General features: G+C 66.4%; 13 protein-coding genes. 11 read left to right on the top strand and 2 right to left on the bottom strand.

Annotated elements, in window-relative coordinates; translation table 11 throughout:
• Window positions 1–3 precede the first annotated feature (3 nt).
• From ACQR0U_RS32095 to ACQR0U_RS32075, 5 genes are all read left to right on the top strand, one after another.
• Window positions 4–993: an NAD-dependent epimerase/dehydratase family protein gene (locus ACQR0U_RS32095; RefSeq protein WP_316192676.1), complete on the top strand. Its 990-nt coding sequence runs from the start codon at window positions 4–6 to the stop codon at window positions 991–993.
• Window positions 990–1,700, top strand: coding sequence for an SDR family oxidoreductase (locus tag ACQR0U_RS32090; RefSeq protein WP_316184784.1), 711 nt, complete (start codon window positions 990–992; stop codon window positions 1,698–1,700). The genes ACQR0U_RS32095 and ACQR0U_RS32090 overlap by 4 nt, the downstream gene beginning before the upstream one ends.
• A gap of 2 nt (window positions 1,701–1,702) precedes the next feature.
• Entirely contained in the window at window positions 1,703–3,400 is a 1,698-nt protein-coding gene (locus ACQR0U_RS32085) for an FAD-dependent oxidoreductase (protein ID WP_316192783.1), read from the top strand.
• A gap of 825 nt (window positions 3,401–4,225) precedes the next feature.
• Entirely contained in the window at window positions 4,226–4,570 is a 345-nt protein-coding gene (locus ACQR0U_RS32080; RefSeq protein WP_316173906.1) for a hypothetical protein, read from the top strand.
• A 107-nt stretch (window positions 4,571–4,677) separates the two neighbouring features.
• Entirely contained in the window at window positions 4,678–5,142 is a 465-nt protein-coding gene (locus ACQR0U_RS32075) for an RbsD/FucU family protein (RefSeq protein WP_316192675.1), read from the top strand.
• Window positions 5,143–5,407: 265 nt separating this feature from the next.
• On the opposite strand, the gene ACQR0U_RS32070 is transcribed toward ACQR0U_RS32075, so the two are convergent.
• Entirely contained in the window at window positions 5,408–5,788 is a 381-nt protein-coding gene (locus ACQR0U_RS32070; RefSeq protein ID WP_316164640.1) for a hypothetical protein, read from the bottom strand.
• 578 nt (window positions 5,789–6,366) lie between these two features.
• Window positions 6,367–7,572 carry a M20/M25/M40 family metallo-hydrolase gene (locus ACQR0U_RS32065; protein WP_316194086.1) on the bottom strand — a complete coding sequence of 402 codons (1,206 nt, stop codon included), beginning with the start codon at window positions 7,570–7,572 and terminating at the stop codon, window positions 6,367–6,369.
• A 143-nt stretch (window positions 7,573–7,715) separates the two neighbouring features.
• On the opposite strand from ACQR0U_RS32065, the gene ACQR0U_RS32060 reads away from it, so the two are divergent.
• From ACQR0U_RS32060 to ACQR0U_RS32035, 6 genes are all read left to right on the top strand, one after another.
• Window positions 7,716–8,474: an SDR family oxidoreductase gene (locus ACQR0U_RS32060; protein WP_315749833.1), complete on the top strand. Its 759-nt coding sequence runs from the start codon at window positions 7,716–7,718 to the stop codon at window positions 8,472–8,474.
• The gene (locus ACQR0U_RS32055) at window positions 8,471–9,379 is read left to right on the top strand and encodes a sigma-70 family RNA polymerase sigma factor (protein ID WP_315827436.1); all 909 of its coding nucleotides are present in this window, start codon (window positions 8,471–8,473) and stop codon (window positions 9,377–9,379) included. Before ACQR0U_RS32060 ends, ACQR0U_RS32055 begins: the two co-directional genes overlap by 4 nt.
• An 81-nt stretch (window positions 9,380–9,460) precedes the next feature.
• A complete protein-coding gene (locus ACQR0U_RS32050; RefSeq protein WP_315718501.1) occupies window positions 9,461–10,027 on the top strand; it encodes a cytochrome b in 567 nt (188 codons plus the stop codon).
• 141 nt (window positions 10,028–10,168) lie between these two features.
• Window positions 10,169–10,573: an OsmC family protein gene (locus ACQR0U_RS32045; RefSeq protein ID WP_315718500.1), complete on the top strand. Its 405-nt coding sequence runs from the start codon at window positions 10,169–10,171 to the stop codon at window positions 10,571–10,573.
• Complete coding sequence (locus ACQR0U_RS32040) at window positions 10,570–11,271, top strand: VIT1/CCC1 transporter family protein (protein WP_315718499.1); 702 nt, start codon at window positions 10,570–10,572, stop codon at window positions 11,269–11,271. The genes ACQR0U_RS32045 and ACQR0U_RS32040 overlap by 4 nt, the downstream gene beginning before the upstream one ends.
• A gap of 255 nt (window positions 11,272–11,526) precedes the next feature.
• Window positions 11,527–12,345: an HlyD family efflux transporter periplasmic adaptor subunit gene (locus ACQR0U_RS32035; RefSeq protein WP_315827437.1), complete on the top strand. Its 819-nt coding sequence runs from the start codon at window positions 11,527–11,529 to the stop codon at window positions 12,343–12,345.
• Window positions 12,346–12,603: the final 258 nt, after the last annotated feature.

Here is a 12,603-nt window from a genome sequence, read left to right as displayed (position 1 = left end):
GGCATGACCACGACCAAGTCCATCCTGGTTACCGGCGCCTGCGGCTGGCTCGGCTCGGCGATCGTACAGGCGCTGCTCGCCCGCGGCGATCGCGTCGTCGCCATCGACCTGGTGGTCTCGCCGGCCATGGCCGCACTCGCCTCGCAACAACAGCTACTCGTCAACGCTGCGATCGATCTCGGCGAATGGCATGAAGTGCTGCGGGCGTTCCAGACATTTCGTCCCGACGCCGTCATCCACGCCGCCGCGGTGGTCGGCGTGGTTCAGGCCGCGGATATCCCGCTGAAGGCGCTGCGGGTCAATGTCGAGGGCGCGATCAACCTGTTCGAGGCGATGCGGCTCTCCGGCGTCCGGCGCGTCGTGCAGATCTCGACCGAGGAGACCTATGGCGACTTCCAGTCGGCCATCATCGACGAGGATCACCCGCAGAAGCCGGCCAGCGTCTACGGTGTGACCAAGCTCGCAGCCGAGCACTATGGTCGCGTCTATTCGCGCGATCACGGGCTCGAATGCATCAATGTGCGGACCTGCTGGGTGTACGGACCGCATCTGCCGCGCCTGCGCATGCCCCGCACCTTCATCGAGGCCGCGTTGCGCGGCGAGCCATTTCATCAAGAGGACGGCGGCAATCTCGCGGTCGATCAGGTCTATATCGACGATACCGTGGCCGGCGTGCTGCTCGCGCTCGACAAGCCGCATCACAGCTTCGACGCCTACAACGTCGCGACCGGAGTGGCTCCGACGCTGCGCGACACGGCCGACGCCGTCAATCGCGCCATTCCCGGTGCGAGGATCACGGTCGGGGACACCGGTCCCTATCATCATGGCGGCCGCGTGCTGAGCGCCGTCAAGGGCGCGCTCGACATCGGCCGCGCCAAGGCGGAGCTCGGCTACCAGCCGCGCTACGATCTGCAAAAAGGCATCGAGGCGACGATCGAAGCGACGCGGGCCGCGATGGCGAAGACACCATCTGCATCAGGGAATCGAAAATGACCACCTCTTCTCCGATCGTTCTCATCTTCGGCGGCTCCCGCGGCATCGGCGCCGCCTGCGCCCAGGCGTTTGCCGTCGCCGGCTGGCAGGTGGCCTCGACCTACGCCGCCAGCCCGTCGGACGGAGGGCCCGGCCGGCAATACAAGGTCGACATTCGCGATGCCGCGTCGGTCGCGCAGGTCTTCGCGCAAGTGGCCGCCGATTTCGGTGGTGCGCCGCAGGCCGTCATTGCCAACGCCGGCATCAACGTGCCGGCAGGTCCGCTGGCGAGCTTCAAGCCGGAGGACTTCCGGCTGCTGATGGAGGTCAACGTCGTGGGTGCCTTCAACGTGCTGGCGGAGGCAGCGCGGCGTGTGCGCGACGCCGGCGCCATCGTCGCGATCACGACGTCGCTGGTCCGTCACGCGGTGCCGGGCACCGGGCCCTATGCGGCGACCAAGGCAGCGGTCGAAAGCCTGGTGCGGTCGATGGCGAAGGAGCTCTCGGCGCGCGGTGTTCGCGTCAATGCGGTGGCGCCCGGTCCCGTCGACACCGAACTTTTCAATGCCGGCAAGACCGAGGAGGCCAAGCAGCGCATGGCGGCGTTGAGCCCGTTCAATCGCATCGGCAAGCCGGGCGAAATTGCGGAGGTGGTGCGCTTCCTGGCCTCCGGCGAGGCCTCCTGGATCCAGGGACAGATCGTGCAGCCCAATGGCGGCATGGTGTGAGCATGACGGCGGCGGTGCACGCCGGCGAGACGTTCGATGTCGTGGTCGTCGGAGCCGGCGCGGGCGGCATGACGGCGGCGACGATCGCGGCTGCTGACGGCTGCTCGGTGCTGCTGCTGGAGCAGGCCGAATTCGTCGGCGGCACCACCGCCATCTCCGGCGGCATGGTCTGGATTCCTGCCAATCACAAGGCGGCCGCGGAGGGTCGGGCGGATACGCTGGAGGCGGCGCGCACGTATTTGGACCGGACCGTGCCGGGGCAGGACCGCACGCGGCTCGAGACGTTCCTTGCATTCGGCGACGAAGCCTTGCGCGATCTCGAGGCCCGCACTGCGCTGCGGCTGCAGCCGGTGCCGACCTATCCGGATTATTATCCCGACCTGCCCGGAGCCACCGCGGGAGGCAGGGTGCTGGAGCCGCTGCCATTCGATGCGCGCGGCCTCGGCGACGCCTTTGCGCTGCTGCGCGATCCGCTGCCGGAGTTCATGCTGTTCGGCGGCATGATGATCAGCCGCCAGGATATCCCGCATCTGCGCCGTGCCGGCCGATCGTTGCGCTCGGCCCTGCATGCGGCCAGGTTGATCGCGCGCTATGGCCTGCAGCGGCTCACGGCGCGGCGCGGCACGACGCTTTATCTCGGCAACGCGCTGGCGGCGCGGCTGCTGCGCTCGGCACTCGATCGTGGCGTCGTGATACGCACCGGCACCTCCGCCCAGCAGCTTGAGGCCGACGCGCAGGGCAGGGTCTCGAGGCTCGAAATTGTCGATCGCTCCGGCCGCTCCTGGATCACCGCAAGGCGCGGCGTGGTGCTCGCGACCGGCGGGCTGTCGCATGATGCCGAGCTGCGCCGCTGCTATGTGCCGCAGGCCGCCGGCCTGCTGTCGGCCACCGTCGACCCCGGCGCCGCACCACGCGGTGCGCGTCTGGCCATGGCCCTGGGCGCGTGCCTGTCGGCGCCGACGAAAGAGGGCGCGTTCTGGGTGCCGGCTTCGACATTCACACGGGCCGACGGCAGAAGCGGCATCTTCCCGCACACGGTCACCGATCGCGCCAAGCCCGGCCTGATCGCGGTCGATGGCACCGGCCGCCGCTTCGTCAACGAGGCGGTGTCCTACCACGAGTTCGTGCGCGCGCAGCTCAGGCACGCGACGGCTGTTCCTGCCTGGCTGATCTGCGATCGCCGCTTCCTGTGGAGATACGGCCTCGGCAAGATCAAGCCGTTCACGCGCAGTGTCGCGCGTGATGTCGCCGCGGGCTATCTCAAGCGTGCCGACAGCCTGGACGCGCTCGCGGAGACGATCGGCGTCCCGGCGCAGGCGCTGACTGCAACCGTCAACCAGTTCAACGCCGGTGCGGTGCGCGGCGAGGATCCCGCCTTCGGCCGCGGCGGCGACATCTATCAGCGTGCGCTCGGCGACGCCGATCAGCATCCCAATCCCTGCGTCGCGCCGATCCTGGAGCCGCCTTTCCATGCGGTCGCGGTTTATCCGGCCGATCTCGGCATGTCTGCGGGCCTCGTCACCGATGCGCGCGGGCGGGTGTTGCGCGCGGATGGCTCACCCATTCCTGGCCTGTTCGCCTGCGGCAACGATATGGCCTCGATCATGGAAGGGGCCTATCCCGGGCCCGGCATCACGTTGGGTCCGGCGCTGGTCTTCGGCTGGCTCGCGGGCAGGAACGTCGCCGGCGCGAACGTTTGAGGACTCTCATGCTCGTGAGCTCGCTCCAGGCATGGCTCGATGTGACCTCTCGGAGCCTGGAGGCATGAGAACGACTTGGTCACACTTCGCGGCTTGTGAAAGTCGGCCACGGGTTGTTGCCTGAAGTGGGGACGCGGCAGTGGTCAGGAGGACCGTTGTCGTTGTCCAGGGTGGGGTGGCCTTCCCCACCCGCCGCCCGGCCGACGGACGCAAATGGCTCGCTAGTGGAGTCGCGCCGCTTCGGATCCCCGCCGGCTCGCTACTATATCGCGTGCAACACAGGATCAACTTGGGAAGTTTGCAATTGACGAACGGCTCGGGCCGCCGCGAGTAGCGGACGGTGCTCGTGTTTGGGCAACTCGAGATGATATGGTTGCGCGTCCCCGTAACGAGGCGCCTTGAGCATCACGCGCCTCTGCGGCCTTTTCCTGATATCGCCTGGCCGTCGCGCTGCTTTCGTAGTTGAATTGTCGTTTCCGCTCAGCTCTCATTCATGAGCTGCTGGCACCAAGGTCAGAAGTTGCTCATTGCCGTGTAGGCAATAGCAGCCGATGGTTGCCGAACGGGCGCTCGGCATGGGCCGCCCATCTGCCGTGTGGAAATTCCGGTTACGACAATCCGGAGTTGCCGGCCTTGTTCCGGGCCTTCGGCCCTGGAGGAGCGTCCGCGTGCATCGGGACCTGTTGTGCGCGGTGAAGTCAGGCCGTGGATGGTTGCCGGTGGGATGGCGGCGTCGTACGCTCGCGCGCCACGTGACAGGTGGCATGATCGGGGACCGGGTCGTTTCAGGATGAGGCGCTGATGGCGCGGAGGGCAGCTCGCGTGATGGATGAGGACGACCCGAGCGGAGAGATATCCCGGATCGAGGCGCGGATCGACGAGCTTGCCGACGTGGCGGAGCGGTGTCGAAAGATCATCCTGGCCTCGAAAATCGCGATAGCCGGCGGCGCCGCATTGCTGCTCGGCGCGGTGCTGGGCCTGCTCGGATCCGATGCGGTCGCGCTCCTCGGCGCCATTGCGGCGCTGCTCGGCGGCATCGTGTCGCTCGGATCGAATGTCAGCACGTTGCGACAGACAATGGCGGCGATGGCCGCCGCTGAAAGGCTGCGCTCGGACCTGATCGGCAGCATCGATCTTCGCCTGGTTGGCGAGAGGCGAGGGAGCGTGTAGTTCGCGATGGGATGACGGCGTGACGCGCTCCAGGTGTTTGGCAGCAGTTGCCCTTGGCCGATGGCCCGGCGACTTGGTCCGTTCGATGAAAATGACAGGGAGACCACATGCTCAAGGGGATCGATCCACTGCTCAATGCCGACGTGCTCCATGCGCTCCGCGCGATGGGGCATGGCGACCGTCTCGTGATCTGCGACACCAATTTTCCGGCGGATGCGATCGCGCGGCAGACAGTGTTCGGCGGGCTGCTGCGCATCGATAATGTCAGCGCGGCGCGCGCGGTCCAGGCCGTGCTATCGGTGCTGCCGCTCGATAGCTTCATCGACGATGCCGCCGTGCGGATGGAGGTCGTGGGCAGTCCTGTGGAGGTGACGCCGGTGCAGCAGGAGGTGCAGGCGGTGATCGACCGCGCCGAGGGCAGGTCGTGGCCGCTGGTCGGCGTCGAGCGCTTCGCATTCTATGAGATGGCCAGATCAGCCTATTGCGTGATCGCCACCGGCGAGCGCCGGTTCTACGGCTGCTTCATCTTCAGCAAAGGCGTCATCCCGCCGGATGGCGCATCGGGATCATGATGCCGGCTGGCACGCGGAATTGGGCAGCGGTACGCATGCCGGTAAAGGTATTGCGATCGGTCATCCGCCTCGCGTTCGACGCGTAGCCCCCGCCGCGGCTCAATGGGTTTCGGGGAAGCGACCCGGCGAGAGATCGGTCCCGCATGTCGCTGCGCTCATGGCAGGTTACGGGACTGATCGCGACGGCAGAGAAGCGAGTCCAGCGCCGGGCGAGCGCCGCGAGACCTCGCCCGATGCCGCGTCGAGGTTTCAATCAGAAGCGGTCTCAGCGGCAATTCCAGGTCGTGCCCTGCGCGCAGACCGCGTTCGGGCTGTCGCCGCCATAGACCTGATAGGGGTATTCGCCCTTGCGGTAATAGCCATAGGCGTGGGGGTTCACGCCGTAGTAGGACGGAGCCGCGTAATAGGCCGGGCCGTCATAGACCGGGCCATCGTAATAATCATAGGCGTCGCGGCTTGCGGCGATCGCAAGACCGGTGCCGATGGCACCCGCCGCAAGTGCCGCGCCGATCGCAGCGCCGCCGCCGCCGCCGTGCCAGCGCCCATTTCGCGCGTCGGCACTGGTCGGGGTGAAGGCGCCGATCGCGAGTGCAGTCAATGAAGCAATTGCGGCCGTGCGGCCGAGCAGAGCTGGTTTGGTCGACATGTCAGGCCTCCAGTGAAGTGCGCCGTGATTGGCTGATGTCTCCGGTGTCCGGCTCTGCCGAGAACTGTGACGAACGTCAGAGCCGAACAATGCCGGCAAACGGATGATCGATTGCGGTTCTGGACCTGACCTCGCCGAGGAGCTGGCGACGGTCCAACGCAAATGGCAGGTCCATCGCACTAGAACCGCCGTCCGGCTTTGGAGTTCCGGCCCCGCCCGAACTTCCATGCGATCGGACAGGGGCCGCTGGGCACACGGAGGAGGAATGGCTCGTGCTTTGCCGACCTGGCAGCCCGGTGCCGGAGCCAACTCATCACTGTGACGGTGCATTCCAATCACTGAAGACGTTTGAAGGGGGTCGATGAGACTGGCCGCTGTGACCCGACGAGCTCGCGCCGTCCCGAGCTGCACGACGGGCAATCTCTGCCTGGGTGCAATCCGCCGCGGGAGCGCGACGTCGTGGCCTCGCTGTTCGACCTGTTCGGAACATGCGCGTTTGCTGGCGAGCCCGTCATCACGACGTTGCGCGGGAGCAAGGAGGTTGCAGCCATCCAAGTGCGTGTCCGGATGGCGTCGTCTCACCCCATCGTCGCCAGCCTGACCGCCAGCGCACACGCCCGATCGTATTCGTCCAGGTTGATCCATTCGTCAATCGTGTGCGGCTCGTTCTGGCCGGTGCCGAAGGTCACGGTGGGGATGCCGTGGCGGACCATCCAGTTGGCGTCGAGGCCGCCATTGCCGGCGCGCAGGGTCGGCGCGGCGCCGATGTCGGAAACGGCAGCCATGGCGCGCTTGACGACGGGAAGGGTCTCCTTCATCCGGAACGGATGATAGTCGGTCTCGGCCTTGAACTTGACGCGGCCGGACTTGCCCTCGCTGTTGGTGACCTGCTTGGCCGCCTTCTCGAAGGCCGCCTTGTAGGCCTTGGTGATCTCGCGGATGAATTTGGCATCGTGGCTGCGGCATTCGCCGCGGACGTGGACGTAGTCGGTGACGACGTTGGTGGCGTCGCCCGCGGGGCGGCCTTCGCCGCCGGTGACCGGACCGACATTGCTGGTGCCAAGCCTCGCGTCCTTGCCCTTGCCCTTCACCACCTTGCCGAACCAGCCGCCGGCTTTCACCTCGGCGAGCGCGAGCGCCAGGATCATGGTGGCGCTGATGCCGCGCTCAGGCGCGACGCCGGCATGCGAGGCGCGGCCGAAGATCTCGACCTCCCAGCGGTCGGCGCCGACAGCGCCGATCGTGACGGCGGAGGCCGAGCTGCCGTCGAAGTTGAACGCCATCTCGGGCGCGCCGAGGTCGTCGGTGTTGACGTGCCGCGCGCCATAGAGCCCGCTCTCCTCGCGCACGCAGAACAGCAGCGTGATCGGCGGATGATCGAGCTTCTGCCGGATCAGCTCGGCCGCGAGCGTGACGAGAATGCCGCAGCCGCAGCGATTGTCGCCGCCGAGCGCGGTCTTGGCCTGGTTGACGATCTTGCGACCGGAGATCTTCGGCTGCGCGCCGGCGCACAGCGGCACCGTGTCCATGTGGGTCATGAACATGATCCGCGGCTGATTGTGCTGGCTGCCGCGGCCGGGCAGCTCGACGATCAGGTTGCCGGTCTCGGTCGGCAGCGGAATGCGCGTATTGGCATCGTCGAGCCGCATCGCCTTGGCCGGCACGCCGGCCTGCTTCAGCGCGGCCATGATCTCGCGCCCGATCGCCTTTTCCTGTCCGGTCACGCCCTGGACGGCGAGAAAACGCATCAGACGATCGGTGGCGGCGGTGGTGTCGACGGACATGAAGCGATTCCCGTGATGAACGATGTGCCCGGAGCATCCAGCCGGGCGGCCGGTTGCGCAAGGGGGCTCGCATTGGTTTCGCCGCCTGACTCTTTTCCGATGCCTCGATCGTTTTCATGTCATCTGGACATTGGAGCATCATCATGAGCCTGAAAGACAAGACGATCGTCGTGACCGGCGGAAGCCGCGGCCTTGGCTTGGGAGTCGTGGAGGCCCTCGTCGATCGCGGCGCCAAGGTGACCGTCGTCGCGCGCGGAACCGAGGCGCTGAACGCGATTGCTGCGCGCCTGGGTGTGGCCACGATCGCGGCCGACGTCACCGACGAGGCCGCTGCGCATCGCATCGTCGGCGATATCAGCCCCGACATCCTGATCTTGAACGCCGGCACAACGCCGCACATGGACCGGCTGGATCGGCTGACCTGGAGGGATTTCTCGGTTGCCTGGGAAACGGACGTCAAGGCGGGCTTGTACTGGATCCAGGCGGCGCTCAAGCTCCCCCTGAAACCAGGAAGCCGCGTCCTGGTCGGATCGAGCGGCGCGGCGGTGGGCGGTTCGCAGATGTCAGGCGGCTACGGCGGCGCCAAGCGCATGCTCTGGTTCATGGCGAAATACGCCAACGGCGTGTCGCAGGACGACAGGCTCGGCATCCGCTTCCAGGCGATCGTGCCGCGTATGATGATCCTCGGCACGGGAGTGGGGGATACGGCCGCGGGTGCTTATGCCGGGTCCATGGGCATTGCGCCGGAAGCGTTCGTTGCCCGCTTCGGCGCGCCGATGCCGCCACGGGCGTTCGGCGATCGTGTGGTCGCAGTGCTGGAGGACCCGCGGTTCGTCGACGGCGTCGTGTTCGGTCTCAACGGAGATTCCGGCGTGACGGTGATGGAAGGAGCGGCAGCTTGAGCGACGGCGGACATGCTTCGCGCGGCGCGCGCAGCGCCGAGCTCGTGGCCCTCGCAGAGCAGCTGCGGCCCGAGCTGCATCGTTATTGCGCGCGCCTGATGGGCTCTGTGATCGACGGCGAGGACGTCGTGCAGGACACCCTGACAAAAGCGCTCGTCGCGGTGGACGAGATGCGCGACGTCGCGATGCTGCGCGCCTGGCTGTTCCGGGTCGCGCATAACCGGGCGCTGGACCTGCTGCGCAGCCGTGCGATCCGGGCCGCCGAACCGATGGAGGCGGCTGACGGTGTCGCCGATGACACCGTGCCGGATGCCGTGGAGGCGATGATGCGCGACGAGGCGATCCGGACCGCGGTGTCGCGCTTCACGGAGCTTCCGATCCCTCAGCGGAGCGTCCTCGTTCTGAAGGATGTGCTCGATGAGTCGCTCGCCGACATCGCGGCGCTGCTCGACCTGACGGTGGACTCGGTGAAGGCACATCTCGCCCGCGCCCGGGCGCGGCTCTCCGAGATCAACGCTGTGGCCGAGGCGCGGCCGGCGGCGAGACCCGCCTCCGATGCGGCGACACGCTATGTGAGCCTGTTCAACCGGCGTGATTGGGACGGCCTGCGCGCGCTGCTGGCACACGACGTCAAACTGCATCAGTCCACTCATCCCGTCCGTGTCGGCCCGGCCGATGTCGGGATGTTCTTCAGCATTTACGCCGGGATGGACGGCGTCTGGCTGGCGCCGGCCTGGCTCGAGGGCCGGGAAGTGATCGCCGTGTTCGAACGCCAGGGCGATCCGCGGCCCAGCTACGTCATGTGGCTGAGCTGGCGCGACGGCAAGATCAGTTTCATCCGCGACTACCGCTACGTCCGCTATGTCATCGCCGATGCAGAGCTGGCACTCGCCCCGCCGTCCTGAGCACCCAGACCGGCAAGGGCTTGATCCACATCAACGAGGGACGGTCGCGCCAGGAGCATCTTTTGACCAAAGAGGTCTGAGATGCAGCTCTTCAACTCGACGAGGGACTACGGGGCGATTCCGCAGACGCTGCATTGGCTGACGGTCGTTCTCGTGGCCGTCGCCTGGGCGCTTGGGGTCTTCGGTGACGTGCTGCCCAAGGGCGCGCCGCGCGAGTCCGGCCTGCTCGTCCATGTCACGGCTGGGATCGCGATCCTCATGCTTCTGGCGGTGCGCCTGGCTTGGCGGCTGGCCGATCCTTCTCCGCCGCCCGAAGCGACTGAGTTCGCCACATGGATGGGAAAGTGGCAGGATCCGGCCGCGCGTTTCGCGCACTACGTTCTCTATGCGCTGCTCTTTGCCGTGCCCGTCGTTGGCATCGTGTTGCAGTTTGCGCGCGGTGATTCCTTGCCGCTGTTTGGCATCGCCGAGATCGCGTCGCCCTGGCCCAAGGACCGTGCGTTTGCTCACAACGTCAAGGAAGTGCATGAAATTCTCGCCCACGCCCTCGTCATCGTGGCTGCAATGCATGCGGCCGCCGCGCTGATCCATCACTGGATCTTCCGGGACCGGACGCTGCTTCGCATGCTGCCTCACTCGGACGACTAGGGAAGCGACACGCCTGTCGGAAACCATGGATTGCGCCGGTCGCTTCCGCCGCCGTAACCGAACGGTCGCGATCCGATCGATCACTCCGCTCATGGTTCGGATTGCCAATCCCCAAGGAAACACGGCCGGGAGACTCCCCCAATGCTAGAGTATCGCGTCAACGCCCGACGGATCGATGCGCATGAAAGCGTCGCTGACTGCAAGGATGCGACCGTGGTGCTCGACACCGATGTCCAGGGACGGCGGGATGCGTTCAACCCGGCCGAGCTTCTTCTCGCCGCGGTTGCCGCCTGCATGATCAAGGGAATCGAACGCGTGACGCCGATGCTCAAGTTCCATGTTCGTGGCGTCGAGGTGCGACTGATCGGCGTCCGTCAGGACAGCCCGCCGATGATGGCGTCGATCGATTACGAGCTGATCGTCGACACCGACGAAGACGACCGCCGGCTCGAGCTGCTTCATCAGAATGTCAGGAAGTATGGAACGATTTCCAACACCGTGGCGGCCGCGACGAAGTTGCAAGGCGTGATCAGGAGAAAGACATGAGCCGCCTTCACATCCACCCCGAAAGCCATCTGGTGGCGCGGATCGGATGGCTCAGAGCGGCCGTTCTGGGAGCCAATGACGGCATCATTTCGACTGCGAGCCTGATCGTCGGTGTTGCTGCGGCAGCAGCGACACGAAACGACGTCCTGATCGCAGGCGTGGCGGGATTGGTCGCCGGAGCGATGTCGATGGCCGCCGGTGAATATGTCTCCGTCAGTTCGCAGTCGGATACGGAGCAGGCCGACCTGGCCCGGGAACGCAAGGAGCTGAGCGACAACCCCGCATTCGAACGCGACGAGCTTGCCGAAATCTACGTCAAGCGAGGTCTGGATCAATCCCTTGCGCGGCAGGTGGCCGAGCAGTTGATGGCGAAAGACGCACTGACGGCTCATGCCCGCGACGAATTGGGAATCTCGGAGATCACCGCAGCGCGGCCGATCCAGGCTGCCCTGACCTCGGCCATGATGTTTTCGGTGGGGGGCGCCATGCCCTTGCTGATGGTCGTGGTGTCGCCCGCCAATTTGCTGGTCCCGATCGTCTCCGCCGCTTCTCTCGCCTTTCTCGCGGTGCTGGGAGCGATCGGCGCAAAGGCAGGCGGGGCCAACATTCCGCGCGCCACCTTTCGCGTGACGTTCTGGGGGGCCTTCGCCCTGGGTCTCACCGCAGGCATCGGAAGGCTGTTTGGGGCCGTTGTTTGAAGCGCTGGCAAAGCTTGCGCGACGGTCAACGGCGTTACCCCCGTCTCGTGTCGAGGCTGCGGCGGTGTCGCGGTGTCGTCGACACGGGCATTATTTCGAGAAATTGAAGACCCAATTCGGTCCAGGCGCCATTATCAACCGGCCCGCGAGCCGCCACATCTCGCGTCACGGGCATTCGATGGGTGCGACTCTTACGTCAAGAGGATGCCGCCGAGGCGGCAACGCGCCCGATGCCGTAGTCGTGAGGAGCGAGTGGTGGACGGACAGCAAGCGCCGGGTGGATCCCGGCCGGTCATTCTGCATCGGGAGTGTCCCCCGGCGGAGCCGCGCGCCAGGGCGTCCGCAGCACGTGCGCTGTGGTTGCTCGTCGCGCTCAGCCTGATGTTCGGAATGCTGGTCGCGGTGCCGTGGATGGTCGAGTATGTGACCGTGGGCCAATATCTGGTTCACACCGATGACGCCTATGTCAGTATGAACGAGATCCCGGTCAGGTCGGCGGTGTCCGGCCTGGTCAGGGACCTGCTCGTGACCGACAACCAGGAGATCGCTGCGGGACAGGTTCTCGCGCGGATCGAGCACCGGGACGAGCGCGCCGCGACGGTCGCGCTGAACGACGTCATCGCTCCCGTCGCCGGCGTCGTGGCTGCAAGCGGTCTCCATGTCGGCGACGTCGTGACGACAGATCGGTCGTTGATGGCGGTGGTCACGCCCGGCGAGCCCCACGTCATCGCAGCCCTCGCGGTTTCCGAGATCACCTATGTCGCGATCGGACAGGCGGTCACGATCGACGTGCCGGGCCTGCCCGTCCGGCTCTATGGACATGTCGCGGATGCTGAGTGGATCGGCGCGGCGTCCGGCTCGCCAACCGGCGAAGCGCGGATCGCGCTGAAGATCAGCCTGCTGAAGGCGGCCATGCCCGCCGGATTGCGATCGGGCATGGCTGTCGGCGCGACGATCCTGACCGGCCTGACCGGGACGGAGCGGATGGTCTCGCAGATCCTGCGGGAGAGGGCGCAGAGGACCTGCCACTGCGAGCAGGATCTCCAGCCCGCGTCGGTGCAGCGGCGCATCTGACCACGGCCATCCCTGCGCGACGGGCAATCCGTGCATGCCTCTCATGCCTGAACTGCCCGTCGTGCCAGTTTGTCGCGGACTCATCACTTGCACCGTCGGGCAAATCACCTCCACATTTCCTGTTATCCCGGCTCGCTGAAGAGGGACGTTTCGCGATCGTCACGAGCGTCGAGCCGGAGATGCGACGGGCGCGTTGCTCCGCAGCCGGGTGTCAAAGCCCGCGCCGACGAACGGAGCGATGCGACGGCGAAGTGGTGT

It is taken from the genome of Bradyrhizobium sp. HKCCYLRH3097, assembly GCF_051167875.1.
GTDB lineage: Bacteria > Pseudomonadota > Alphaproteobacteria > Rhizobiales > Xanthobacteraceae > Bradyrhizobium.
Note: the sequence above shows the minus strand (reverse complement) of the source record. Positions and strands in the feature narration are given on the sequence as shown.